Consider the following 23,699-nt stretch of genomic DNA (forward strand, 5'->3'; position numbering starts at 1 on the left):
GAGAGATGAAAAGCGTTCAGAAGAGATCTAGTATGCCTTCTGAACGTTTTTCCGCGCTTTATTGTTAATAAAATGAAGCAGGAGGAAGGACCTAAGATAAAGGCCTTCATAAGAGAGGATGAATGGAGTGAATCTGGAATTTGAAAGGATTATGCCTTCCCTTCCATATATCCTGGAGGGGATACCGACAACATTAAAGGTTGTTGCGGTAGCGGCAGTAATCGGATTTGTTTTGGGAATATTACTATCTATACTTAAAATCAGCAGAATTAAGCCCTTAAATTGGATTGCTGACTTTTATACATCCATTTTTCGCGGTACACCTTTGGTGTTGCAATTAATGTTGATTTATTTTGGTTCACCACAAATATTGGGGATTCAAATCGAAGCGTTCCAAGCAGCATTTTTAGCATTCGGGCTAAATTCAGCGGCATACATCTCTGAAATTATCAGGGGAGGCATTTTAGCTGTCGATAAAGGCCAACGAGAGGCATCGCTCGCACTTGGGGTTCCCTATTCAGGGATGATGCTAAATATTATCCTTCCGCAGGCCATCAAGAATATCCTGCCATCGCTTGTGAACGAATTGATTTCCTTAACCAAGGAATCAGCCGTAGTCACAATTATTGGATTAGGGGATATCATGCGCCGTTCTTATATTGTCGGCGGTGAGACATATAAATTCTTCGAGCCGATATTATTTGCCGGTCTCATTTATTATGTGATGGTCATGGTTCTCACCATCTTAGGCAAAGTGATTGAAAGGAGAATGAGACGCAGTGATTAAAATTGATGGACTCAAAAAAAACTATGGTAAGCTCGAAGTATTAAAAGGAATCAGCACCGAGATAGGGCAGGGAGAAGTGTTAGCAATCATCGGCCCATCCGGTTCGGGAAAATCAACTTTCTTACGCTGCATCAATATGCTTGAAACTCCAACTGATGGTCAAATCAGGTTTAAAGATCAAATCATCACTGAAAAAAAGACCAATATCATGAAAGTGCGTGAAAATGTCGGGATGGTATTTCAACATTTTCATTTATTTCCGCATAAAACCGTACTGGAGAATCTGACATATGCACCTATGAAGGTGAAAAAACTATCAAAGGCCGAGGCTGTAAAACAAGCTCGTGAACTTTTGAACAAAGTAGGTTTGTCCGATAAAGAATCGACTTATCCGAATCGTCTGTCAGGCGGGCAAAAACAAAGGGTCGCGATTGCGCGGGCATTGGCAATGAACCCGGAAGTAATCCTTTTCGATGAACCGACTTCAGCGCTTGATCCCGAGATGGTAAAAGAAGTGCTTGAGGTTATGAAGTCACTGGCACATACGGGGATGACCATGCTGATCGTAACGCATGAAATGGGATTTGCCAGGGAAGTGGCCGATCGTGTACTATTCCTGGATGGGGGGCTGCTCGTTGAGGAAAGTGCTCCGGAAGAATTCTTTTCCAATCCGAAAAGCCAGCGTGCAAAAGACTTCTTGGAAAAAGTTTTATAAGCTGAAGAAAATAGTATATAATTGTAAAAAAGGTAACGTTTAGGTTACCTTTTTTATTTTTTTCCTATAATGTATTTTTGTGTGAAAGTATTTAGAAAAAATGGAAATTTAACTCGCAAAGGACTGTGAAAATATCTGATTTCCTGATAGTATTATAATAGATAGAGAAAGAGCCAGGTGATACATAACAATGTTTAAAATCGGGTACAGGACGATTAAAACTGCTTTGGGGGCCACCCTGGCAATTATTATTGCACAAATGCTTAATCTCGAATATTTCTCTGCTGCGGGAATCATTGCGATCTTATGCATTCAAGTTACAAAAAAGAAGTCGGTGTATGCCTCCTGGCACCGTTTTTTAGCTTGTTTGATCGCTATGGCCTATGCATCCCTATTCTTTCATTTCATCGCATTCCATCCGCTGATAATAGGTTTGATTCTCTTGATTTTCATTCCAACGACTGTTGCCTTGAAGATTAATGAGGGGATTGTGACGAGCAGCGTCATCATCATGCATCTATACGGGGCGGGTGACATCACTTTTTCCCTGCTGATCAATGAAACGATATTAATCGCGATTGGAGTTGGAGTGGCGCTTGTCATGAATCTGTACATGCCCAGTGTCGATGACAAACTGCTGGCCTACCAGGAAAGCATCGAAACGAACTTTAGTGCGATCTTGATGGGAATTGTCCGCTATTTAAGGGATAATGATCATACATGGGATGGTAAGGAAATCACCGAAACGGCCAATCTTCTTAATCAAGCCAAAAGCCTTGCCTTCAGGGACGTGGAAAATCATTTTTTAAGGGAAGAAGACCTGTATTACCATTATTTCAAAATGCGTGAAAAGCAATTTGAAATAATTGAGCGAATTCTGCCCCTTGTCACGAATATTCCATTGGTCGTCAAGCAAAGCGGAATAGTGGCTGATTTTATAGAAGATTTGGCAGAAAACGTCCACCCACAAAATACGGCCATTCTTTATCTGAAGAAGCTTGAAGAAATGGAGATTCATTTTAGGGGAATGGCACTGCCGCATACAAGGGAAGAGTTCGAATCCAGGGCCGCATTACTGCAGCTCATGAAGGAAATGGAGCGTTATTTATTGTTGAAGCATTCCTTCAAAGGACTACCCAAGCTGAACGGCAACCGAATGAAAAAGAGGCACTTGGCTTAAACTAAGCAAAAAAGTGAAGGAATGATACAAAATGAAATGGATCCTTTCTTTGTTGCTTATGCTACTTTTGTGGCCGTTGCAGGTACAGGCCCAACCTCAATCGGTTAAGCCTGGCGATCCGTTTATCATCATCAATAAAGCTAACAATAAATTGGCGTTCATTGATGATAATGAGGTCAAGGAGATTCTGCCGGTCGGTACGGGAAAGAGTCAGGAACTTACACCCGAAGGGATTTTCACGGTCAAAGTAAAAGCAGTCAATCCATATTACCGGAAAAAAAATATTCCTGGCGGCGATCCCAGGAACCCTCTGGGGTCGCGGTGGATTGGATTCGATGCACGAAATACCGATGGGAGGATTTACGGCATTCATGGTACGAATAAGCCATCATCAATTGGTAAATACATTTCAAATGGCTGTGTACGGATGCATAAATCCGATGTAGAGCGTTTGTACGAAAAAGTCCCCATCGGCACTAAAGTTTTGATCACCATATCGAACGAGGATTTCGAAACGTTGGCAAAGAAAAATGGAGCGATAAAATAAAGAGAGGGAAGCTTTGCTCCCCTCCCAACGGTTTCTATTACAAAAGAAATGCGATACCTGATAATAAGCTCATTAATAACATTGAGATAAGCATTAAATACACGACGATTTTTCTGATTTTCTTGTTTCCCATATGCTCTCTCCCTTAAAACAGTTTAATTGATTTTATTTTAACTTGAACATTTAGTAGAAACAAGTAAAAGTATAATGTTCATATTATTCCGAATCTTAAAAGGCTTTAATGCAAGATTAGTAGTATTCTAATGGAGTCATCCAATAATACATAGCATGGGGGTTTTTATGATGATTAAAAATATCGATCATATAGGTATTGCCGTCAAGTCACTTGAGGAGGCCTTGCCACTTTACACAGAAACGTTGAAATTGAAACTTGAAGGAATCGAGACAGTTGGGAGCCAAGGAGTGAAAGTGGCCTTCATCCTGGCAGGCAATACCCGTTTGGAGTTGTTGGAAGCGTTGTCACCGGCAAGCCCAATCGCCAAATTCATCGAAAAACGCGGTGAAGGGATTCATCATGTGGCACTTGGCGTCGATGACATTGAAGAGAGAATAAAAGAAATTAAAGAATCTGGATTGCGGATGATTGATGATTCATCAAGAAAGGGAGCACACAAAGCGGATGTTGCTTTCGTTCATCCCAAGTCTACCGCGGGTGTATTATATGAGCTTTGTGAACAAGCAGTATCAAAGGAGGAGCAGGAATGACAGACATATACGATACGATCAATGACCTATATGACAGACGCCGCAAAGTGGAAATGGGCGGCGGTGAAGAAAGAATCGATAAGCAGCATGAAAAGGGCAAACTTACTGCAAGGGAAAGAATTGAACTTTTAGTTGATCCGGGTACTTTCATAGAGCTTAATCCTTTTATCAAACACCGTAATACCAATTTTGGCATGGAAAAGGAAGAAGGGCCAGGAGAAGGGGTTGTCACCGGTTACGGAAAGGTCAACGGCCGTGATATTTATCTGTTTTCACAGGATTTTACTGTTTTTGGCGGGGCACTCGGTGAAATGCATGCTCTGAAAATTGCCAATGTTATGGATTTGGCAGCGGAGAATGGAGCTCCTTTCATAGGTTTAAACGATTCTGGTGGGGCGCGTATTCAAGAAGGCGTGGTTTCGCTAGACGGATATGGTCAAATTTTTTACCGGAATTCCATTTATTCAGGGGTCATACCACAGATTTCGGTTATTATGGGACCTTGTGCAGGTGGAGCTGTATATTCCCCAGCCATAACCGACTTTGTCTTCATGGTTGAAAAAACGAGCCAAATGTTCATAACAGGTCCTAAAGTCATTGAAACGGTTACAGGGGAAAAGATTTCATCTGAAGGATTGGGTGGAGCGGCAGTACATAATACCATAAGCGGTAATGCCCATTTCAAGGGAGCATCTGAGGAGCAAGTATTGGCCGACGTTAGACGTCTCCTGAGTTATCTTCCACAAAATAATGAAGAGAAGCCGCCGGTTTTGGAAGCCGACGAAGGAGATGACTACCGTCCGGACTTAACGGATGTAGTCCCTTATGAAGGGATCCGTCCATATGATGTTCGGAAAGTATTGGAGCAGGTTGTCGATGAGGATTCCTTTATGGAAGTTCAAGAGGGCTTTGCGAAAAACATTGTGGTCGGCTTGGCGCGTATCAAAGGGAAATCAGTGGGGCTTGTCTGTAACCAGCCAAAGGTGTTGGCTGGGGGACTTGATATTGATTCATCAGATAAAGCTGCCCGTTTTATTCGTTTCTGTGACTCGTTCAACATTCCGCTAATTACGTTTGAAGACGTTTCAGGGTTTTTCCCGGGCGTTAAACAAGAACATGGCGGGATCATTCGCCATGGTGCAAAGCTGCTATATGCTTATTCGGAAGCAACAGTACCAAAATTGACGATCATTTTGCGTAAAGCATACGGAGGAGCTTACGTGGCCCTTAATAGTAAATCCATCGGTGCGGATCTTACGTTTGCATGGCCGAATGCTGAAATCGCTGTAATGGGATCTGCTGGAGCGGCAAATATCATTTTTGCCCGTGAAATTCAAAATAGCCAAGATCCGGAAGCGACACGTGCAGCTAAAATTGAAGAATACCGTGAGAAGTTCGCCAATCCATATGTAGCCGCAAGTCTTGGAATGGTGGATGATGTAATTGATCCCCGTGAAACAAGGATTAAGATCATTCAATCTCTTGATATGCTGCGCAACAAAAAAGAAAACCGACCATGGAAAAAACACGGAAATATCCCGTTGTGATCCGATCCAACATTGCAAGGAGCCCAAACTATCTGTTTTGGGCTCCTTTCCATACTGGGAAGATATCATTTAAAAGAAAACCATTTATATGTCATCATTCACATTTTGGCAGGGAAATGACCAGCATGCCATTCTGGGGTCTTCCTTTTCACATTATTTGCCGGGGCGCCGCTTTTAGAAGTATAATTAAAGAGGAAAACTTTTTTGGAGGTTTTATTTTATGATAAATGAAGAACGTTTAGTTAATGAATTTATGGAATTGGTGCAGATTGATTCCGAAACGAAAAATGAAGCAGCCATCGCCAAAGTGCTGAAAGAAAAATTCGGGGCACTGGGTGTAGAGGTTTTTGAAGATGATACAACAGCAGTTACCGGTCATGGAGCAGGGAATTTAGTATGTACTTTAAAAGGAATGAAAGAAGGCGTAGATACCATTTATTTCACCTCCCATATGGATACGGTTGTACCAGGTAATGGAATCAAGCCTTCCATCAAGGATGGATACATAGTGTCAGACGGAACGACCATTTTAGGTGCAGATGACAAAGCTGGATTAGCGGTCATGTTAGAAACGCTTAAAGTGTTGAAAGAACAGAATATCGAACATGGTACAATCGAATTCATCATTACAGTAGGTGAAGAATCTGGCTTGGTTGGGGCAAAGGCATTGGATCGCTCCCTTGTAACGGCTAAATTCGGTTTTGCACTTGATAGTGATGGAAAAGTAGGAAATGTGGTTGTTGCTGCACCTACTCAGGCGAAAGTATCTGCAACCATTTTAGGCAAGACTGCTCATGCTGGTGTCGCTCCTGAGAAAGGCGTTTCGGCCATTACGATCGCTGCCAAAGCAATCTCTAGAATGCCATTGGGCAGAATCGACGAGGAAACGACAGCCAATATCGGACGTTTCCAGGGGGGACAGCAAACCAATATTGTTTGTGACCATGTTGAAATCCTTGCAGAAGCAAGATCTTTGATTCCTGAAAAAATGGAGATACAGGTAGCGAAAATGAAAGAGGCATTCGAGACTGCAGCCATTGAAATGGGCGGACGTGCTGAAGTTGAAGTTAACGTCATGTATCCTGGTTTTAAATATGGTGCCGGTGATCATGTAGTCGAAATCGCAAGAAAGGCAGCAGAGAAAATCGGCCGTCATTGCGAGCTGGTTAAAAGCGGCGGAGGAAGCGATGCGAATGTCATTGCAGGCTTTGGCATCCCTACTGTCAATCTCGCAGTGGGCTATGAAGATATCCATACTACGAATGAAAGAATCCCAGTTGAGGAATTAACGAAGCTAGCTGAAATGGTTGTCACTATCATCAAAGAAGTATCAGGGGAATAATCACCCGGAATATGACAGGGAGATGGGGGAGAGTTTCCTGAGTGAAAAGGTTATCGGATTTCTTGCAGAGGGCGTGGAATATGCCATGCCTTTTGAATTCGTGATTCCATCGCAAGACCTGATGCCTTGCTTTCCGGATTTCCAGCAACTAGATAAATCAGCCCAGCCTATGATGGTCAAAGGTGGATTGCAATAAAGAAGGATATCCTCCATCAAACTATTGTCCAGGGTCACGTGAAATCTTGATTTTTACCGAATATATTCAAGGTGTTGCCGTTTGATTACGATCATTGATCAGCAAAAACTCGTATATATTTGCAAAGGTGTTAACAGTATTGAAGGAATATATGAACAGTCATCAATGACATGATGGCTGTTTTTCTTGGAGTGGAAGCATCTTTCAACGTGGTTACCAAAGATAAATAGGGGTACCTTAATAGAAGTGGTTTTTTATTGGGCCTATTATCCGGTATTTTTTAATTTTACAAGGATGTGACGGTCAAACATGAAGGACATGTATCCCAAAAATGGCAGGGTCATTCTCCATGTAGACATGAATAGTTTCTATGCTTCAGTGGAAATGTCATATGATGTTTCATTAAAAGGCAAACCGCTTGCCATTGCAGGCAATGTTGAAGAGAGAAGGGGCATAATCGTCACCTGCAGCTATGAGGCGAGGAAGTTCGGGGTTAAAACGACCATGCCGATTTGGCAGGCGAAAAAACTATGTCCTCAATTAGTCATTCAGAAACCGAATTTCGAGCGTTATCGAAAGGCATCACTGGCTATTTTTGATGTTTTAAGGCAATATACAGAGATGGTTGAACCGGTTTCGATAGATGAGGGGTATCTGGATATTAGTGAATGCGCCGAATTGGGTTCCCCTTTAGATATAGCCAATAGCATTCAGGAAAGAATTTTTAATACGATGGATCTCCCTTGCAGCATCGGGATTGCCCCTAATAAATTTTTGGCCAAAACTGCTTCTGATATGAAGAAGCCAATGGGAATCACCGTGTTAAGGAAACGGGACATTTCGGAAAAGCTCTGGCCTTTACTAGTTGGCCAAATGCATGGCATCGGGGATAAGACCTCGGAAAAGCTTCAAACTATCGGGATAATGACGATCAGGGACCTTGCACACGCCAATGATAGTCAACTTAAACAGCTTCTAGGGATCAATGGTATCCGTTTGAAAGATAGGGCTAATGGAATCGACCCAAGGGCAGTGGATCCCGAAGCGATTTTTGAGCATAAGAGCATTGGGAACTCTACAACTCTTCCGCATGACTCCACCAATCAAAAAGAACTGATCGGTGTACTGGATAAGCTTTCCGGGAAGGTAGCAGCCCGTTTGAGAAATAAACGCCTGCTTGGTCAAAAAATAGGTGTGACGATCCGTTACAAAGACCGCCGCACAATAACGAGAAGCAGAACGGTCCCTAATCCAGTTTTTGAAAAAAAGGATATTTTGGATGGAGCTATCGATCTCTTTAAGAAAAATTGGAATGGGGAAGGAATCAGGCTTCTTGGTGTCACGGCCTATGATGTCATCGAAAAAGAGTCGGCCTTCAAGCAACTGGATATTTTCTCCTTTCAAGAGGATGCAGAAAAAGAACCTCTGTATGAAGCGATGGAACACTTGCAAAATAAGTACGGAGAAAATATTATTAAAAAGGGATTACCCTTGAAAAACCGTTCAATTGGAACAGACACTAGCTTCAGCAAAGATTTCTTTGGGCAATCCAGGAGGAATGATCCCTCTTTTGACAAAGAATAGCGGACAAGTTGTGTAAAGATATAGAGAAGGGAAAGATGAAGCATGACAAAACAACAGATTGGCGTTATCGGACTAGCCGTAATGGGCAAGAACCTGGCATTTAATATTGAAAGCAGGGGATATTCAATTTCCGTGTATAATCGCTCAGGATCAAAAACGGACGAAATGATGAAGGAAGCGGAAGGCAAAAACGTATCAGCCGCTTATACGCTTGAAGAATTCGTCAATTCTTTGGAAACGCCACGCAAAATTTTATTGATGGTTAAAGCCGGGGAGGCAACAGATGCAACGATCGAGCAATTAAAACCGTTACTTGAAAAAGGTGATATCGTTATTGATGGAGGGAATACCTTCTTCAAGGACACTCAGCGCCGCAATGAGGAATTAAGCAAGCTTGGCATCCATTTCATCGGTACAGGCGTCTCAGGAGGGGAAGAAGGAGCTCTAACAGGTCCATCCATCATGCCTGGAGGTCAAAAAGAAGCATATGAACTTGTTGCACCGATCTTGAAGGATATTTCAGCTAAGGTGGACGGTGATCCTTGCTGTACGTATATCGGACCGGATGGAGCAGGTCATTATGTTAAAATGGTACATAATGGTATTGAATACGGGGACATGCAGTTAATTTCCGAATCATATTTCCTTTTGAAAAATCTCCTTGGATTATCTGCTGAAGAATTCCATGAAGTCTTTACTGAATGGAATCAAGGGGAACTTGACAGCTATTTAATTGAAATTACTGCTGATATTTTCAAAAAATATGATGAAGAAACCGGTAAGCCGATGGTCGATGTCATTTTAGATAAAGCTGGCCAAAAAGGTACGGGGAAATGGACAAGTCAAAGTGCGCTTGATCTTGGCGTTCCGCTTCCAATCATTACGGAATCCGTGTTTGCCCGGTTTATTTCAGCAATCAAGGAAGAGCGCGTTGAAGCGAGTAAAATCCTTCGTGGTCCAAAAGCCGAATCATTTACAGGCGACAAAAAGGCTTTGATTGAAAATATCCGTAAAGCACTTTATATGAGCAAAATCTGTTCATATGCACAAGGATTTGCACAAATGAAAGCAGCATCAGAAGAAAATGACTGGAACTTGCAATATGGGGAAATCGCGATGATTTTCCGTGGCGGCTGTATCATTCGTGCACAATTCCTCCAAAAAATCAAGGAGGCGTATGATCGTGAAGCGAACTTGAACAATCTTCTTCTAGATCCATACTTCCAAGGGATCGTCGAAAGCTATCAAGGAGCTTTACGTGAGGTAGTGTCAACGGCTGTGATGAACGGAATTCCGGTTCCTTGCCTGTCATCAGCACTTGCCTATTTCGACAGCTATCGCACAGAAACGCTGCCAGCTAACCTGATTCAAGCTCAGCGTGACTATTTTGGAGCTCATACTTATCAACGTATTGATAAAGAAGGAACGTTCCATACCGAATGGATGGAAAAATAAAAAGTTCAAGCCGGTATAAAAGGGGATTCCCTTTTATACCGGCTTTTTTGGTTGTAATATTCATCATGTTAAGGATCAGAAAAAAAGGGCGCTTCCATGCGCCCTTTTTTTTTGCTATCTCCGATGTTCTACAAGGTCGATGACCCCTAATACAACATGTGCCAAACCGAAACCAAAAACCGTATTAGCAACCATTTTGTTTGAGCCCCGGGTCTGCTTCATTGCATAACCCGCAGCTGTCACGGCTGTGCCCAATGCTGTTGGAATTAATCCTTCACGAATGTCCATAAGTTTAATCCCTCCACACCGAAGTTAGTGGTGCCGTCCTCTGGCACCTTTTATAGTGTAACCTTAGCAAGGACTTAGCATTCTTTTTCCATGAGGGTAAAAATGGAAAAAACGAACTAATTGTAAATAGTTCCAATTATTTTACCTTTTTTAGGGAATATGTAGTATGATGTATGTCATTCATCCTTGCTTTTTAGGTTTAAACACCTGCGGAAAAAGGAATATAAACATTGAAAGAGTTGGACGGACCGTAGGATACAGTAGGCAGAAAGAAGAGAGAAGGAGCGGAGACTTATGTTCATCATCTGGTGGGCTGTAGCCATTTTTTTATTTTTCATTGCCTTAGAATCTGGTGTTTCCTTTTGGCTTAATTCGGAAATAGAGGAAGAAATGTCTAAGCCCAAGGAAATGTTTGATATTATCCGGAATAAATTGCTGAGGAAGAGTGTTTCATGAATGAAGAAGGGATGCAGATTCAAATCTGCATCCCTTCCTCATTTCAGTCAACATCATTTTCGTTATTCTTGATTTCCCACCAAATATGTCCATCTTCTTCCAGGAGTTCATCGGATGCCAGCGGACCTGTGGATCCCGCTTCATAGTTAGGGAAAGAATCGTCCTTAGTATTTTCCCATGCATTGGAAATGGTATCGACGAACTTCCATGATAGGGCAACCTCGTCCCAGTGCGTAAAGTTGGTAGCATCACCGCGCATGCTGTCAAACAATAGCTTTTCATATGCCTCGGGAGAATTGATGTGTTCGATCCCTTTGTTGGAGACGGTCAGTTTTACTGGCTTTGTATTGGATGTCGTCCCGGATTTCTTAACATTTAAGTACAGTGTGATCCCTTCGTCAGGCTGGATATGGATAACGAGAAGATTCGGGTTCAGCGTTTCTTCCGTTTTATAATACAGATTCATTGGGATATCTTTGAATTGAACGACGATATTCGTTGATTTGACATCCATCCTCTTACCGGTACGGATATAAAAAGGAACACCGGCCCAACGGAAGTTATCAATCATCAATTTACCCGCCACATAGGTCTCAGTGTTGGATTCGGGATCTACGTTATGTTCATTGCGGTAGGCCGGAAGTGTTTGACCGTCTATCGTTCCTTCACCATATTGGCCACGGACGAAGTATTGATTTACTTCGTCCACTTTCATTGGTCGAAGTGAGCGCAATGCCCGCACTTTTTCGCTTCGAATCTCTTCTGTCGTCAAAGCAATCGGGGGTTCCATGGCAAGCAAGGCCACCATTTGGAGCAGATGATTTTGGACCATATCCCTCAGGGCACCGCTGGTTTCATAATAACGCCCACGTTCTTCAACGCCAAGTGTTTCGCTTGAAGTAACCTGGATATTGGATATATATCTGTTATTCCAAAGCGGCTCGAATAGGGCATTTGAAAAACGGATGACCTCAATATTTTGTACCATTTCTTTACCTAAATAATGATCGATACGGTAGATTTCATCTTCAGCGAATGCCGTTCGAATCTGCTCATTCAATTTTTGTGCTGTTTCGAAACTGTGTCCAAACGGCTTTTCTATGACAAGGCGCTTATATCCATTCGTGTCGGTCAGGCCTTGAGCTTTAATCTGTTCGGCAATCGTTCCGAAAAACTCGGGTGCCATCGCCAAATAGAAGATCCGGTTTCCTTCTAATTGATATTGTCCGTCCAATTTTTCGGCAATGTCCTTCAACTGCAGATATGATTCCGAACTGGAGACATCATGGGAGTGATAATGGAAATGGGAAATGAATTCGTCGACCTTTTCTTTTGCATGTCCGAAAGTAAGTATGGAATCCTTGACACTCGTTTGGAACTCCTCATTCGTCAATGGCCTCCTTGCTACTCCAACGACGGCGAACTTATTTATTTTCTCTTTTTGAAATAGTCGATATATGGAAGGAAACAATTTCCTTTTCGCTAAATCTCCGGTAGCACCAAAAATCATGATCAATGCTGTGGGTTTATTGTTTTCTGTCATGTTAAAACCTCAACTTTCCGTTAAATCTGTCTATAAAGTTGGAATTCCCGTATGTGTACCAATTTCTAATTTTACGTTTAGCTTTCCCTCAAAGCAATCAATTTGCGCATTTTTTCTCATATTTCATTAAAAGTTTAATTTGGTTTCGGTTTTTAGGGGTCATAAATGAAACAGGGCCTTGGTTATGCTATAGTTAATGGATAAAGTAGCATTTGCAACGGAGGTAGTATGAGTGGATTTCGTTTTATTGGGTACAGGCGCCGGCGTTCCGGCTAAAGCGCGTAATGTGACATCAATCGCCCTGCAATTATTGGAAGAACGAGGGACGGTTTGGTTATTCGATTGTGGGGAAGCAACACAGCATCAAATATTAAAAACCGCGGTAAAGCCGCGAAAGGTTGAAAAGATCTTCATCACCCATTTACATGGTGACCATATCTTCGGACTGCCTGGATTTTTAAGCAGCAGATCTTTTCAGGGCGGTATGGATAAATTGACCGTATATGGTCCACAAGGAATAGATGCATTTATTAAGACGAGCTTACAGGTGAGTGGAACTCATTTAAAATATCCCTTGGAAATCATCGAAATAGAAGAAGGCGCAGTGTTTGAGGACGAACAATTCACAGTCACGGCCATGTCGCTTGATCATGGCATTTACAGCATCGGTTACCGGATTGTTGAAAAAGATCGACCAGGAAGCTTACTGGTCGACCGGCTGCGTTCTGAAGGTGTGAAGCCGGGGCCTCTTTTTAAAGCATTGAAAAATGGACAAACGCTCTATCTCGATGATGGCCGTGTCTTAAATGGGAAGGACTATCTCGGTGCTCCGCAAAAAGGACGGATCATCACGATTCTTGGTGATACAAGAATGTGCAGCAATGCGATCATTCTTGCTGAATCGGCGGATTACCTTGTTCATGAAGCTACATTTTCAGCGGAAGAATCCGAAATGGCATCAGCCTATTATCATTCGACCACCGTTCAGGCTGCAGAAACGGCTTTGAAAGCGGGAGCTAAGAATCTAATCCTTACGCATATCAGTTCACGGTATACTCCGGAGGATGCTGAGAGGCTAAAAGAGGAAAGCAAAGCGGTCTTTGCAAACACGATTATGGGTGAAGATCTAATGGCAATTAAAGTTCCTTTGTATTCAGGGGAATCGGGCAGCTGAAATCAAAGCCAATGTTTGATATAATTAATCAATTGTTCATTGGATATTTAAAGGAGTGTAAATATGACTGACAAAAGTGACCTACATACTAAAGCAATGGATTTTCTCCTAAAAACAAGCCGGACTTTTTTCATTCCAATCAGCTACCTTCCAAAGGGATTGCAAGAAGCTATTGGAGCTGCGTACCTTTGCATGCGCGCCATCGATGAGATCGAGGATCACCCCGGTCTTCCTGCAGATATTAAGGTTTCCCTTTTACAGGCTCTTAGTGAGTTGCTTGATGCAGATTTCAGGGAAGAAGATCTTCAATCGTTATTTGAACCATATAAGGATGATCTTCCCGAGGTGACCCTGTTTCTTTCGGACTGGATTGAATTTTGTCCTCCCGGTGCAAAAGGCAAAGTCTTGGAATCGACAAAGGAAATGGCCGAAGGCATGGCAAAATGGGTTACTATGGACTGGCAAATCCATAATGAAGAGGAACTCGATGATTACACATATTATGTTGCAGGTTTAGTGGGGGTCATGCTGTCTGATATGTGGAACTGGTACGATGGAACCGAAACGGACCGCGAACTTGCCATCGCATTTGGACGCGGGCTCCAAACGGTCAATATCCTGCGTAACCGTGAGGAAGATGCAGAACGTGGTGTTAACTTTTATCCGGATGGCTGGGGTTTCGATGAGATGCTTGCCCATACGGAACATAATCTTGCATTAGCCGATGCGTACATTGGAGAGATTGAAACGAAAGAGATCATCCAATTCTGTAAAATACCCTTGGAATTGGCAAAAGCCACATTGAAAGCCCTAAAAGAAGGCAAAGAAAAAATCGATCGTACTACAGTTACCGAAATTGTCAGCCAAGTTGTCGAACACTGATTTTTCCATAAAGCTGCTGTGAAAGTTACCATCCCTTTCACAGCAGCTTTTTTTATGTTTTATATTTAGAACTCAAAAAATTCTAAAAAGTTAAAAAATATATTGGAATAATTGGGACTAAACGATTATAATTTAGGAAATAAAAGCGAAAAAGTTGACGTCGCTAGAAAAAACCTAATCTTAAATAAGAGAAAAGCGGGGGGAAAATATGAAAAAGAAATTATATTCAACTGCAGCTATGACATTGGTCGCAGGATTATTATTGGCTGGGTGTGGAAATGACAAGGAAAAAGATACGGCAACGGATGAAAGCAAAAAGGATACCTTCAACATTGGAGTAACACAAATCGTTCAGCATGATTCCCTGGACCAGGCCTATGAAGGATTCCAGGCGGCATTAAAGGATAGTGACATCAATGCCAAATATGATCTTCAAATTGCACAGGGTGACCAAAATAATAGTCAAACGATTGCCAATAACTTTGTTGGGGATAAAGTGGATTTAATCTTTGCCAATTCTACTCCTAGTGCTCTTAGCGCTTTGAATGCGACAAAGGATATACCAATCGTTTTTACATCGGTTACCGATCCTGTAGCGGCGGAGCTCGTTACATCTTTGGATAAGCCAGGCGGAAATGTGACGGGTACGACGGATTCCCATCCTGAAGCCATTGCCAAATCAATGAAATTCCTGGCAGAAGAACTTGGCGCCAAGACAATTGGGACCGTTTATAATACAGGGGAGCAAAACTCCGTCGTCCAAATAAAAAACGTGAAAGCGGAAGCGAAAAAAGCGGGCTTGAAAGTCGTGGAAGCATCCGTGTCCACTTCAGCCGAGGTTAAACAGGCAACGGAATCATTAATCGGAAAAGCCGATGCTTTCTATATCATTACTGATAATACCGTTGTCTCAGCACTGGAATCGGTCATTTCGGTGGCAAATGATAAAGATATTCCATTGTTTGTTGGTGAGCTTGATTCCGTGAATGCTGGTGGTTTTGCAGCATATGGATTCAGTTACTATGATATTGGTTATGAAGCGGGGCAAAAAGCGGTTGAAATCTTGAAGGATGGCAAAAAGCCTGGAGATATTGCAGTTCAATATCCACAAAAACTGAAATTGGTCATCAATGAAAAGGCAGCAAAAGATATGGGTGTTGAAATAAAAGAAGAATGGAAAGCAGATGCTGAGTTTGTAAAATAAACTCTGCTTTTGTTCGGGGAAGGAAGAAAAAAAATGTTCTCAGCTTTATTCAACTCTTTTGAGTCGGGAATGATTTATGCGATTATGGCACTAGGTGTTTATTTAACATTCAGGATTCTCGACTTCCCGGATATGACTGTGGAAGGCAGCTTTGTGACAGGTGCCTCTGTGGCCGCCATTATGATCGTTAACGGTTTCTCGCCAGCCATGGCCACGTTTTGTGCCATGGTGGCAGGTTTCATTGCTGGGACAATAACGGGATTCCTGCATACGAAAGGAAAAATCAATCCACTTCTGGCAGGTATCTTAATGATGATTGCCCTCTATTCCATCAATTTAAGGATCATGGGTGCATCCAACATTCCGTTGCTTTCTCAAACGACCATTATCACGAATATCCAGGATGCCTGGGCTGGCACTGGCCTGGACAATATGTTGAATGGTCTTTTATCGATCGTGGGCCTTGGTGATAGCTTGCCAAAAACGTGGGCCATACTAATTGTTATGTTGATTGTGGCTTTAATCATTCAAGCTGGGATGTCAGCTTTTTTAAAAACGGAAATCGGTCTAGCTTTACGGGCAACGGGTGATAATGAAGCGATGGTCAAGAGTTTTTCCGCCCATACAGGAAACATGAAGATCCTGGGCCTTGCGATTGGAAATGCACTTGTGGCTTTCTCGGGTTCCTTGGTTGCCCAATATAATGGGTTTAGCGATATTGGCATGGGGATTGGAATCATCGTCATCGGATTGGCATCCGTTATAATTGGCGAAGCATTATTTGGCTCCAAAACGATTGCACGTGCGACCCTTGCGGTCATTGGAGGAGCGATCATTTACCGAATCGTCGTAACTTTGGCACTTCGCGTAGAATTTCTTGAAACAGGCGATGTTAAATTAATTACGGCACTTATTGTGGTAGGGGCACTTGTCATTCCGAAAATTACCGATAAACAAAAAGAGAAAAGCCGAAAGAAAAGGCGTCTAAAAGAAATACAGATGCGCCATGGTGGGACTTTATCGAAAGGGGGAGAAGGATATGCTTCAGTTAAATCAGATTTATAAGGTCTTCAATGAAGGGACACCAGATGAAAAGCTAGCCCTTGGGAATCTGGAACTGCAGATGGCAAAAGGCGAATTTATTACAGTCATCGGGAGTAATGGGGCAGGTAAATCGACGCTGATGAACATGATATCCGGCAAAATTCTCCCTGATGCCGGTGAAGTCATCATTGATGGGGAAAATGTATCGGCCATTGAAGAACATGCCCGTGCCAAAATGATTGGCCGCGTTTTTCAGGATCCCATGCTTGGTACTGCACCACATATGACGATTGAAGAAAATATGGCGATCGCTTATGGCAGAACCAATAGAAGAGGATTAGGCTTCGGGGTGACAAAAAAACGGAAAGAACTTTTTAAAGAATGTTTGGGTACCCTTCATTTGGGCCTGGAAAATCGGATGACTGCAAAAGTGGGATTATTATCAGGAGGGGAGCGCCAGGCATTATCATTGTTGATGGCGACCTTCACCGATCCTAAAATCCTGCTTCTTGATGAACATACAGCCGCTCTCGACCCTTCCAGGGCAGAGCTTGTTACAAATCTGACGAAGGAAATCGTCGAAAAGAACAAGCTAACGACGTTGATGGTGACTCACAATATGCAGCAGGCAATCGATCTTGGAAATTCCTTGATCATGATGGATAAAGGACAAATCATTTTTGAAGCAAGAGGTGCTGAAAAGCAGAAGCTTACCGTTGAAAAACTGCTTAACGAATTCCAGCGCATCAAAGGTGAAAAAATGCTCAATGACCGTGCAGTGTTGATTTAAGATGAGAAAAGGCCCGACCCAGGTGAGACTTAAACCTTGGCCGGGCCTTTTTATTTTTGGGGTGATTAATTAGATCAGGTCCTATTACTGAAGAAATGCCTGGCATGAGAAAAATGGCTATCGTGGGGTGCTCATGATTCATCTTGAATGATAATCGATGTTAATCGCTGTCGGCTGTACTCCATGATGAACTATCATTCTTTCTGTTTCCAAAAATCATTTTTATAAATGGCCTTTTCTTTGTCTTTTTAGTGGCAGCAGCCTCTTCAGCCGCGAGTAAATAATCAAACGGCTGACCCATTGGTGTTTCTAACGCTTCGATACGGGCTTCGAGTTTCTTAACGAGTTTGTGCATGTCTTCCATTTCACTTCTGTGTTGTAAAAGCTGATAGGATACAACATCGTCCGCTTTTGTTTTCAGACCATTTTCAAGCCGGGTGACCCGTTCTAGCAGTTGATCATGTTCTTTATCCGGTTCGGAGTGTTTCTGGATGCTTGCTTTTCTAATTTTTTTCTCTGAGATGCTGACCTTTTGGAGAATGATGCCTTCGTTCAGTTGATCTTGGATTTTTCTCAATAATGCAATGTCTTCATCCGAAAACTGGTAGTGGCCAAGCTGATTCCGTTCTACTTCCATGTTCAATTGGGTGACCCAGCGTTGAATCGTACTATGGGAAACATTCAGTAACCGGGCAACTGCACTTGTATTCATCGAGATTCCCCCTTTTGGTTGTTGAATTCGATAAGTATGAGGGAATTCCTTTACAGATGACAAAACATGTATTCATTCGGCAAAGAAAGTGAAATTCCTACGTAATTTGCATAAGGATCAATTCAAGATGGAATTTCCCCTTGGATTGATCCTTATGCAAATGTTGAGCATTTTTAGAAACTTTAAGAAGCATTTGTGATGGTGTGGCTGATGATCAATCAAGCTATAAAGGGAAAAGTGATCCAGGTGTCGAATTTACCCTTAAAACATGGAAAAAGGAGGACTAGTATGAACAGGATCAACATTATCACTTTAGGTGTCAGGGATATTACTGAATCATTGAGGTTTTACCGGGACGGATTGGGATTCCGTACATCGATTAAAGAGGGCGAACCCGCAATCGTATTTTTTAATAATGCCGGAACGAAACTTGCTTTGTATCCTTTAGAGGAGCTAGTAAAAGACATCAACGAGAAAGAACCGCCTAAGAAAAAGGGGTTCCCGGGTCTTACGCTCGCTTATAATGCTAAATCAATTGAAGAAGTGGATGATGTGATCAACAATGCTGGAAAGGCTGGGGGAACAATCGAAAAATCACCTCAGGATGTTGTTTGGGGAGGATACAGCGGATATTTTTCAGACCCCGACGGTTACTATTGGGAGGTTGCGTATTCGAAGGATTGGAGTTTCGATGAAAATGATATGCTGATTATAAAGTAACGCTGTTACCCTTTATAAGATGCCACGATCTTATAAAGGGCTGTTGCCTGGCCACTGCTGTAGGAGTGGCCAGGCAACAGCTGATCATCATCATGCGTCTTACTGCGAAACTACATATTTGGCTAGTTCTTTACTTATTTGATTACCCATTCGCTTCGATTGCTCTGTCGCTTCTTGTACACAGGCAATGAATGCTTCTTCCACTTGATGTGCTTGAAGTGCTTTCAGACCTGCTTCAGTCGTTCCGCCTGGTGAAGTTACTTCCTTTCTTAGTACGGCAGGCGTTTTAGGTGATTTCTGTAACATATCGGCCGCACCCATCAGTGTCTGCAGAATCAATTGCTTGGCGGTTTCGGAATCGAGACCTATTTTTTCTGCCGATTTTTCCAATGCCTCTACCAAGTAATAAATATAAGCAGGGCCGCTGCCTGATAAGCCTGTTACCGCATCTAGCTGGGTTTCGTCTACGACTGCCACCGTACCTACCGTTTCAAAAAGGGTAATCGCAGTTTGTAATTGCGAGTCTTTCGTATGACCGTTAGCCGCAAGGGCCGTTGCTGATTTTCCTACGGCTGCCGATGTATTAGGCATGGCACGGACGATCGAGAACCGCTTGTTGGCGATTCCTTCCAAGCTTGTTGTATGAACCCCGGCAACAACGGAAATGAACAGCATTTCCTCACGGATGTATTCTTTTATTGATTGCATCGTTTCTAAAATGTCTTTCGGTTTCACCGCCAGGACGACAAGGCTTGCATCCTGTACTAATTCCTGCAGCGACCTTGTGGCAGTAACACCATATTGGTTCTTTAAATAATCGAACCGATCATCATTTGATTTATTTGTAACAAAAATATTTGCTGGTTCGATCACCTGTTGGGTCACCAGCCCTGAAATGATTGCTTCTGCCATCGATCCAGCTCCGATAAACGCGATTTTTTCCATATTTCCCGCTCCTTTTTCTTTTGTATTTTCGGCCTTTTTTGAAAAACAAAAAGACCCCTCATCCAATAAAGGACGAAAGGTCTAGCTTCCGTGGTACCACCTTTGTTCAACTTTTCCATAACGAATAAACAGAAAAGCTGCACTTGAATCCTCTAACGCGGGAATTACGTCAGGTTTTCCTGAAGGCTCATAAGGTAGGTTCAATAATGAGGGGGCGGTGAAGCCTTTCAGCACATTCCGAGCTTCACTCTCTTTACGCCATCATAAATTTACTTGGCCTTAATCAATGCCACGCCGTCTTTAATTACTTGTGATTATGAAGGATATATCAGTACTCTGTCAATGATAATATATGCAAGGACGACAAAAAGTAGACATGAATTATGTGAAAATAATGACAGTGATTTAAAATACATGTAAAATGGTAATTATACATGATAAGTATACTAGGAATTCTGTTTAGCGTATAAAAAGATTTATATAAATATAATTTTCTAAGGTGGATAAGATAATGGCGAATTGGAATGGAGATATTGCAAAACTTGCTTTGCCCACGCCGTTTGCAGTGGGTGATGTGAATGTTTATGTTGTTAAAGGGGATGCTTTAACGTTAATCGATACGGGAGTGAAAACAAAACGATCAAAGGAAGCCCTGACTAAAGGGCTTGGGGATTTGGGTCTGAAACTGACTGATATCGAACAAATCATTTTAACCCATCATCATCCTGATCATGCTGGTGCACTCGATTTCTTTGAAAAGGAAATCCCGGTTTATGGACACAAAAATAATCAGCGCTGGTTGACTATCAGTGATGAATTCCTTGAAACCCATAATCGTTTTTTCCTTGATTATGCCACAAAGTTCGGAGTGGCAGAAGAGCTGAAAAATGAACTGACCCATAACCGCGACGAAATCAGTTTCCTTAGTGAACGGAAGCTTCATGGATATTTGGCTGAGGGAGATGAGCTCCCCGGTCTTCCAGGCTGGAAAGTGATCGAGACTCCTGGGCATGCTCAAAGTCATTTATCCTTTTACCGGGAAAGTGACGGTGTCATGATCGCAGGCGATCACTTGCTTGCCAAGATCTCACCTAATCCATTAATGGAACCACCTTTACTTCCCGGAGGCATGAGGCCTCGTCCTTTACTGCAATATAATGCATCACTTCAGAAATTATTGGATCTTTCCATCTCCACTGTTTACTCCGGACATGGATCTGAAGTGGAAGGAGAGGCGGTTGCCGACTTGATTCAGTATCGATTCGAGCGGCAGCATAACCGTGCCATGCAGGTGAAAAACATGCTTCAAGATCGGCCTTTATCGGCCTTTGAAGTTTGTCAGCAGCTTTTTCCGAAAGTATACCTTCAGGAAGTGGGCCTGACACTTTCGGAAACGGTCGGTCAGCTGGACTATTTAGAAGACTTGGGTGAAGTCGAAACAGAAATCCAATCAGGGGTCATTCTGTATTCAATCGCTTAATGTTCGCAAGGAGGCTCATTTTTTTGAATAAGTTGCAAGGCAAAGTCATTGTTATTACCGGTGCTTCCGGAGGGATTGGCAAGGAAGTTGCCATTCAAAGTGCAAAGCAGGGAGCCTGTCTCGTCCTCTTGGCCAGAAGCCTGGATAAATTACTGCAGCTAAAGAATGAACTGATCACCCAATATGGGATTGATGCATATGCCTATAAGCTTGATGTTGCAGATACTGATCAGGTGACAAATGTATTTAATGACATCCATGCGCAAATAGGAGAAGTGGATGTGTTGGTCAACAATGCTGGTTTCGGCACGTTTAAAGAAGCACAGGATACGGAGTTAAATGAAACGAAAGCAATGTTTGCTGTCAACGTCATTGGATTGATGGCCTGCACAAAGCTGGTTCTTCCGTATATGAAACTGAGAAAAGCGGGGCATATCATCAACATAGCTTCACAGGCCGGTAAAATCGCCACTCCTAAATCAACATTGTACTCTTCGACCAAGTTCGCGGTTCTTGGCTATTCAAACGCACTTCGGCTCGAGCTGATGGACGATCATGTTTTTGTGACCACCGTCAATCCTGGACCCATAGAAACGAATTTCTTTAACATTGCGGATGAATCAGGTACATACTTAAAGAATGTTGAAAAATTCATGCTTAAGCCTGGAGATGTCGCTGCCAAAATCGTAGCGGCGATGCTGACCAATAAGAGGGAAATCAATCTCCCTGGCTGGATGAATTTAGCTGGGAAATGGTATAACATGTTTCCGAAGATCACCGAAACATTAGGGAAAAAAGCATTTTTTAAAAAGTAGGCTAAACTTTCGATACCGGTAAAGTTGAAAGTTGGTCTAATAATAGGCAAAGGGGAATGTCGATGACATTCCCCTTTTGGAAATGACCGAAGTTGTCTATATTAAATAAATAATTGGTAACTATTTCAGGGAGAAGCCGTCTATTTCTATTAGGAGGGATTTGTATGAAGATGATAGTGAACCTTTATATCTCTATATTCGTTGCTTTTATTCTGGGCAGCTGCCAATCCCCTGATTGGAACATGGATGAAGTCATTGATAAGGGGGAAGAAGGTTTCATTACGGATCTTGACGATAAAAGGATTTTGATTAAAGGAACGTACTATAAGGTGACCAATGATACATATATTCAAGATCAACATGGTAATGCCCTCGATTATTCCGAGCTGGAAATCGGGATGAAAGTGAAACCATGGCACCGGGGCGGGGTGAAGAAATCATTTCCTGGGAAAGCGGAAGCGGAATTGATTCTTGTTTTGACGGATGAAAAAAGCTTAGCTGAACAAAGGGCAGTCACTGCTGCCCTCAATCATGTCAGCAAAGCGGAAAGTCAGCGATTCATGGTTCTCGAAGTCGTCCATTTACCCTCGGAGCATGTTTATAATATCGAAATGATGAATCGTTCTAACTTAGACTCTTCATTCATGGTGACAGTAGAGGATTTAACGGATGAAATATTATATATAAAATAAAACAACCGGACTGAATCACTTGGAATCTGTCCGGTTGTTTTATTGGATTTCACTCACAAGGATGAGCTCTTGTCCTGATTTTATAAAGTTTTCGCACCTAAATATTTTGGTTTCCAATAAGTATTATCCATATCCGTGATGGTTACTCCTTTAGAAGACGTAGCACTAATGAATTGACCATTTCCGATATATATTCCAACATGGGATACACCTGTTCTTCCAGAAGAAGTATCAAAGAATACAAGATCACCCTTAGCTGGTGAAGATACTTTTAAACCTGTATTGGAATAGAGTAATGATGTTGTACGCGGTAAGGTAATTCCTTGCGATTTCTGGAATACATAATAGACGAAGCCTGAGCAGTCGAATCCAGTCGGTGTCGTCCCGCCCCATTTGTAAGGTTTGCCGATTAAGGTTTTTGCATAGCTTATCAGGCTTGTATTATTGACATTATAAACACCAAGCGCATTAAATGTGCCCCGGCCGGCAATTCCATCGGCAGTTAATCCCTTGGCTTTCTGGAATTTTTTTACTGCAGATGTAGAATAGGTGCCGTAATATGTAGTCAGTGAACCTGTATATGTGAAATACCCTTTGGTTTTTAAAAGTTGTTGTAGTTGTTTGACATCGCTATGTGTCATTCCGGGTCTGAGGGTTTGATCTCCAATATTTGCAGAGGCTTGCAGTGGGGTTAGCATCATGGCAGATGCAACAGCAGCTGAAGCGATCCATTTCTTCATAATTTTCATTTCCTCTCTATCTCTCTATAATTCTTAACAATATTATCCTACAATACCATTATGACAATTAGACATAATTTTGGTTACAGTTTCATTACAAAAAATGAGCAGTAAGACTAAATGATAAATGGACGA

The 23,699-nt window shown here is 42.2% G+C and carries 26 protein-coding genes; 20 read left to right on the forward strand and 6 right to left on the reverse strand.

Features of this window, described 5'->3' with window-relative positions:
* Positions 1-127 precede the first annotated feature (127 nt).
* The 4 genes from ACQKFG_RS05985 (at position 128) to ACQKFG_RS06000 (ending at position 3,229) form a co-directional block, all read left to right on the forward strand.
* A complete protein-coding gene (locus tag ACQKFG_RS05985; RefSeq protein ID WP_207439437.1) occupies positions 128-787 on the forward strand; it encodes an amino acid ABC transporter permease in 660 nt (219 codons plus the stop codon).
* The gene (locus tag ACQKFG_RS05990) at positions 780-1,502 is read left to right on the forward strand and encodes an amino acid ABC transporter ATP-binding protein (RefSeq protein ID WP_192205437.1); all 723 of its coding nucleotides are present in this window, start codon (positions 780-782) and stop codon (positions 1,500-1,502) included. The genes ACQKFG_RS05985 and ACQKFG_RS05990 overlap by 8 nt, the downstream gene beginning before the upstream one ends.
* Before the next feature lie 190 nt (positions 1,503-1,692).
* The gene (locus ACQKFG_RS05995; protein ID WP_349728011.1) at positions 1,693-2,682 is read left to right on the forward strand and encodes an aromatic acid exporter family protein; all 990 of its coding nucleotides are present in this window, start codon (positions 1,693-1,695) and stop codon (positions 2,680-2,682) included.
* A 31-nt stretch (positions 2,683-2,713) separates the two neighbouring features.
* Positions 2,714-3,229, forward strand: coding sequence for a L,D-transpeptidase (locus ACQKFG_RS06000; protein ID WP_192205435.1), 516 nt, complete (start codon positions 2,714-2,716; stop codon positions 3,227-3,229).
* Between the two features lie 37 nt (positions 3,230-3,266).
* Here ACQKFG_RS06000 and prli42 read toward each other — a convergent pair whose 3' ends face one another.
* Entirely contained in the window at positions 3,267-3,362 is a 96-nt protein-coding gene (prli42, locus tag ACQKFG_RS06005) for a stressosome-associated protein Prli42 (RefSeq protein ID WP_156404416.1), read from the reverse strand.
* A gap of 167 nt (positions 3,363-3,529) precedes the next feature.
* Between prli42 and mce the strand changes: the two genes are divergently transcribed.
* The 6 genes from mce (at position 3,530) to gndA (ending at position 10,079) form a co-directional block, all read left to right on the forward strand.
* On the forward strand, positions 3,530-3,955 hold the full coding sequence (gene mce / locus ACQKFG_RS06010) for a methylmalonyl-CoA epimerase (RefSeq protein ID WP_427557050.1): 426 nt from the start codon (positions 3,530-3,532) through the stop codon (positions 3,953-3,955).
* Positions 3,952-5,502, forward strand: coding sequence for an acyl-CoA carboxylase subunit beta (locus ACQKFG_RS06015; protein ID WP_192205433.1), 1,551 nt, complete (start codon positions 3,952-3,954; stop codon positions 5,500-5,502). Before mce ends, ACQKFG_RS06015 begins: the two co-directional genes overlap by 4 nt.
* Positions 5,503-5,722: 220 nt before the next feature.
* Positions 5,723-6,844, forward strand: coding sequence for a tripeptidase T (locus tag ACQKFG_RS06020; protein ID WP_342614137.1), 1,122 nt, complete (start codon positions 5,723-5,725; stop codon positions 6,842-6,844).
* A 22-nt stretch (positions 6,845-6,866) separates the two neighbouring features.
* The gene (locus ACQKFG_RS06025; RefSeq protein WP_427557054.1) at positions 6,867-7,040 is read left to right on the forward strand and encodes a hypothetical protein; all 174 of its coding nucleotides are present in this window, start codon (positions 6,867-6,869) and stop codon (positions 7,038-7,040) included.
* Positions 7,041-7,349: 309 nt separating this feature from the next.
* Entirely contained in the window at positions 7,350-8,624 is a 1,275-nt protein-coding gene (locus ACQKFG_RS06030; protein WP_349728014.1) for a DNA polymerase IV, read from the forward strand.
* A gap of 42 nt (positions 8,625-8,666) precedes the next feature.
* Positions 8,667-10,079 (forward strand): NADP-dependent phosphogluconate dehydrogenase, encoded by a 1,413-nt coding sequence (gene gndA / locus ACQKFG_RS06035; protein WP_192205429.1) that lies wholly within the window; start codon positions 8,667-8,669, stop codon positions 10,077-10,079.
* 114 nt (positions 10,080-10,193) lie between these two features.
* On the opposite strand, the gene ACQKFG_RS06040 is transcribed toward gndA, so the two are convergent.
* Entirely contained in the window at positions 10,194-10,367 is a 174-nt protein-coding gene (locus ACQKFG_RS06040) for a hypothetical protein (protein ID WP_034308217.1), read from the reverse strand.
* Between the two features lie 294 nt (positions 10,368-10,661).
* Here ACQKFG_RS06040 and ACQKFG_RS06045 point away from each other — a divergent pair, with 294 nt between their 5' ends.
* Complete coding sequence (locus ACQKFG_RS06045; RefSeq protein WP_179890982.1) at positions 10,662-10,823, forward strand: hypothetical protein; 162 nt, start codon at positions 10,662-10,664, stop codon at positions 10,821-10,823.
* 43 nt (positions 10,824-10,866) lie between these two features.
* Here ACQKFG_RS06045 and zwf read toward each other — a convergent pair whose 3' ends face one another.
* Positions 10,867-12,366, reverse strand: coding sequence for a glucose-6-phosphate dehydrogenase (gene zwf, locus ACQKFG_RS06050; protein WP_427557058.1), 1,500 nt, complete (start codon positions 12,364-12,366; stop codon positions 10,867-10,869).
* Between the two features lie 232 nt (positions 12,367-12,598).
* On the opposite strand from zwf, the gene rnz reads away from it, so the two are divergent.
* From rnz to ACQKFG_RS06075, 5 genes are all read left to right on the forward strand, one after another.
* The gene (rnz, locus tag ACQKFG_RS06055) at positions 12,599-13,540 is read left to right on the forward strand and encodes a ribonuclease Z (RefSeq protein ID WP_427557061.1); all 942 of its coding nucleotides are present in this window, start codon (positions 12,599-12,601) and stop codon (positions 13,538-13,540) included.
* A gap of 63 nt (positions 13,541-13,603) precedes the next feature.
* Entirely contained in the window at positions 13,604-14,422 is an 819-nt protein-coding gene (locus ACQKFG_RS06060; RefSeq protein ID WP_427557064.1) for a squalene/phytoene synthase family protein, read from the forward strand.
* A 208-nt stretch (positions 14,423-14,630) separates the two neighbouring features.
* A complete protein-coding gene (locus ACQKFG_RS06065; RefSeq protein WP_427557067.1) occupies positions 14,631-15,626 on the forward strand; it encodes an ABC transporter substrate binding protein in 996 nt (331 codons plus the stop codon).
* A gap of 33 nt (positions 15,627-15,659) precedes the next feature.
* On the forward strand, positions 15,660-16,691 hold the full coding sequence (locus ACQKFG_RS06070; RefSeq protein WP_192205424.1) for an ABC transporter permease: 1,032 nt from the start codon (positions 15,660-15,662) through the stop codon (positions 16,689-16,691).
* Positions 16,666-17,460 (forward strand): ABC transporter ATP-binding protein, encoded by a 795-nt coding sequence (locus tag ACQKFG_RS06075; protein ID WP_192205423.1) that lies wholly within the window; start codon positions 16,666-16,668, stop codon positions 17,458-17,460. Before ACQKFG_RS06070 ends, ACQKFG_RS06075 begins: the two co-directional genes overlap by 26 nt.
* Positions 17,461-17,620: 160 nt before the next feature.
* On the opposite strand, the gene ACQKFG_RS06080 is transcribed toward ACQKFG_RS06075, so the two are convergent.
* Entirely contained in the window at positions 17,621-18,172 is a 552-nt protein-coding gene (locus ACQKFG_RS06080; protein ID WP_427557070.1) for a MerR family transcriptional regulator, read from the reverse strand.
* Between the two features lie 288 nt (positions 18,173-18,460).
* Here ACQKFG_RS06080 and ACQKFG_RS06085 point away from each other — a divergent pair, with 288 nt between their 5' ends.
* Complete coding sequence (locus tag ACQKFG_RS06085; protein WP_427557072.1) at positions 18,461-18,892, forward strand: VOC family protein; 432 nt, start codon at positions 18,461-18,463, stop codon at positions 18,890-18,892.
* Positions 18,893-18,991: 99 nt separating this feature from the next.
* Here the strand turns inward: ACQKFG_RS06085 and proC are convergent, their stop codons facing one another.
* Positions 18,992-19,837 carry a pyrroline-5-carboxylate reductase gene (gene proC / locus ACQKFG_RS06090; RefSeq protein ID WP_192205420.1) on the reverse strand — a complete coding sequence of 282 codons (846 nt, stop codon included), beginning with the start codon at positions 19,835-19,837 and terminating at the stop codon, positions 18,992-18,994.
* A gap of 511 nt (positions 19,838-20,348) precedes the next feature.
* On the opposite strand from proC, the gene ACQKFG_RS06095 reads away from it, so the two are divergent.
* The 3 genes from ACQKFG_RS06095 (at position 20,349) to ACQKFG_RS06105 (ending at position 22,824) form a co-directional block, all read left to right on the forward strand.
* Positions 20,349-21,317 (forward strand): MBL fold metallo-hydrolase, encoded by a 969-nt coding sequence (locus ACQKFG_RS06095; RefSeq protein ID WP_192205419.1) that lies wholly within the window; start codon positions 20,349-20,351, stop codon positions 21,315-21,317.
* Positions 21,317-22,132, forward strand: coding sequence for an SDR family NAD(P)-dependent oxidoreductase (locus tag ACQKFG_RS06100; protein ID WP_427557076.1), 816 nt, complete (start codon positions 21,317-21,319; stop codon positions 22,130-22,132). Before ACQKFG_RS06095 ends, ACQKFG_RS06100 begins: the two co-directional genes overlap by 1 nt.
* 164 nt (positions 22,133-22,296) lie before the next feature.
* Positions 22,297-22,824, forward strand: a complete 528-nt coding sequence (locus tag ACQKFG_RS06105) for a DUF3221 domain-containing protein (protein WP_427557079.1) — start codon at positions 22,297-22,299, stop codon at positions 22,822-22,824.
* Positions 22,825-22,904: 80 nt separating this feature from the next.
* Here the strand turns inward: ACQKFG_RS06105 and ACQKFG_RS06110 are convergent, their stop codons facing one another.
* Entirely contained in the window at positions 22,905-23,564 is a 660-nt protein-coding gene (locus ACQKFG_RS06110) for a C40 family peptidase (RefSeq protein ID WP_192205416.1), read from the reverse strand.
* Between the last annotated feature and the right edge of the window lie 135 nt (positions 23,565-23,699).

Origin of the sequence: Peribacillus sp. NPDC076916 (genome assembly GCF_050269675.1) — a bacterium.
Lineage (GTDB): Bacteria > Bacillota > Bacilli > Bacillales > DSM-1321 > Peribacillus > Peribacillus aracenensis.

Excerpts from the sequence above, each read along its gene's own strand:
- ACQKFG_RS05995 (WP_349728011.1), top strand. The coding sequence starts at position 1,693 with ATGTTTAAAATCGGGTACAGGACGATTAAAACTGCTTTGGGGGCCACC.
- ACQKFG_RS06000 (WP_192205435.1), top strand. The coding sequence starts at position 2,714 with ATGAAATGGATCCTTTCTTTGTTGCTTATGCTACTTTTGTGGCCGTTG.
- prli42 (WP_156404416.1), bottom strand. The coding sequence starts at position 3,362 with ATGGGAAACAAGAAAATCAGAAAAATCGTCGTGTATTTAATGCTTATC.
- mce (WP_427557050.1), top strand. The coding sequence starts at position 3,530 with ATGATGATTAAAAATATCGATCATATAGGTATTGCCGTCAAGTCACTT.
- ACQKFG_RS06015 (WP_192205433.1), top strand. The coding sequence starts at position 3,952 with ATGACAGACATATACGATACGATCAATGACCTATATGACAGACGCCGC.
- ACQKFG_RS06020 (WP_342614137.1), top strand. The coding sequence starts at position 5,723 with ATGATAAATGAAGAACGTTTAGTTAATGAATTTATGGAATTGGTGCAG.
- ACQKFG_RS06025 (WP_427557054.1), top strand. The coding sequence starts at position 6,867 with ATGGGGGAGAGTTTCCTGAGTGAAAAGGTTATCGGATTTCTTGCAGAG.
- ACQKFG_RS06030 (WP_349728014.1), top strand. The coding sequence starts at position 7,350 with ATGAAGGACATGTATCCCAAAAATGGCAGGGTCATTCTCCATGTAGAC.
- gndA (WP_192205429.1), top strand. The coding sequence starts at position 8,667 with ATGACAAAACAACAGATTGGCGTTATCGGACTAGCCGTAATGGGCAAG.
- ACQKFG_RS06040 (WP_034308217.1), bottom strand. The coding sequence starts at position 10,367 with ATGGACATTCGTGAAGGATTAATTCCAACAGCATTGGGCACAGCCGTG.
- ACQKFG_RS06045 (WP_179890982.1), top strand. The coding sequence starts at position 10,662 with ATGTTCATCATCTGGTGGGCTGTAGCCATTTTTTTATTTTTCATTGCC.
- zwf (WP_427557058.1), bottom strand. The coding sequence starts at position 12,366 with ATGACAGAAAACAATAAACCCACAGCATTGATCATGATTTTTGGTGCT.
- ACQKFG_RS06060 (WP_427557064.1), top strand. The coding sequence starts at position 13,604 with ATGACTGACAAAAGTGACCTACATACTAAAGCAATGGATTTTCTCCTA.
- ACQKFG_RS06065 (WP_427557067.1), top strand. The coding sequence starts at position 14,631 with ATGAAAAAGAAATTATATTCAACTGCAGCTATGACATTGGTCGCAGGA.
- ACQKFG_RS06070 (WP_192205424.1), top strand. The coding sequence starts at position 15,660 with ATGTTCTCAGCTTTATTCAACTCTTTTGAGTCGGGAATGATTTATGCG.
- ACQKFG_RS06075 (WP_192205423.1), top strand. The coding sequence starts at position 16,666 with ATGCTTCAGTTAAATCAGATTTATAAGGTCTTCAATGAAGGGACACCA.
- ACQKFG_RS06080 (WP_427557070.1), bottom strand. The coding sequence starts at position 18,172 with ATGAATACAAGTGCAGTTGCCCGGTTACTGAATGTTTCCCATAGTACG.
- ACQKFG_RS06085 (WP_427557072.1), top strand. The coding sequence starts at position 18,461 with ATGAACAGGATCAACATTATCACTTTAGGTGTCAGGGATATTACTGAA.
- proC (WP_192205420.1), bottom strand. The coding sequence starts at position 19,837 with ATGGAAAAAATCGCGTTTATCGGAGCTGGATCGATGGCAGAAGCAATC.
- ACQKFG_RS06095 (WP_192205419.1), top strand. The coding sequence starts at position 20,349 with ATGGCGAATTGGAATGGAGATATTGCAAAACTTGCTTTGCCCACGCCG.
- ACQKFG_RS06100 (WP_427557076.1), top strand. The coding sequence starts at position 21,317 with ATGTTCGCAAGGAGGCTCATTTTTTTGAATAAGTTGCAAGGCAAAGTC.
- ACQKFG_RS06105 (WP_427557079.1), top strand. The coding sequence starts at position 22,297 with ATGAAGATGATAGTGAACCTTTATATCTCTATATTCGTTGCTTTTATT.
- ACQKFG_RS06110 (WP_192205416.1), bottom strand. The coding sequence starts at position 23,564 with ATGAAGAAATGGATCGCTTCAGCTGCTGTTGCATCTGCCATGATGCTA.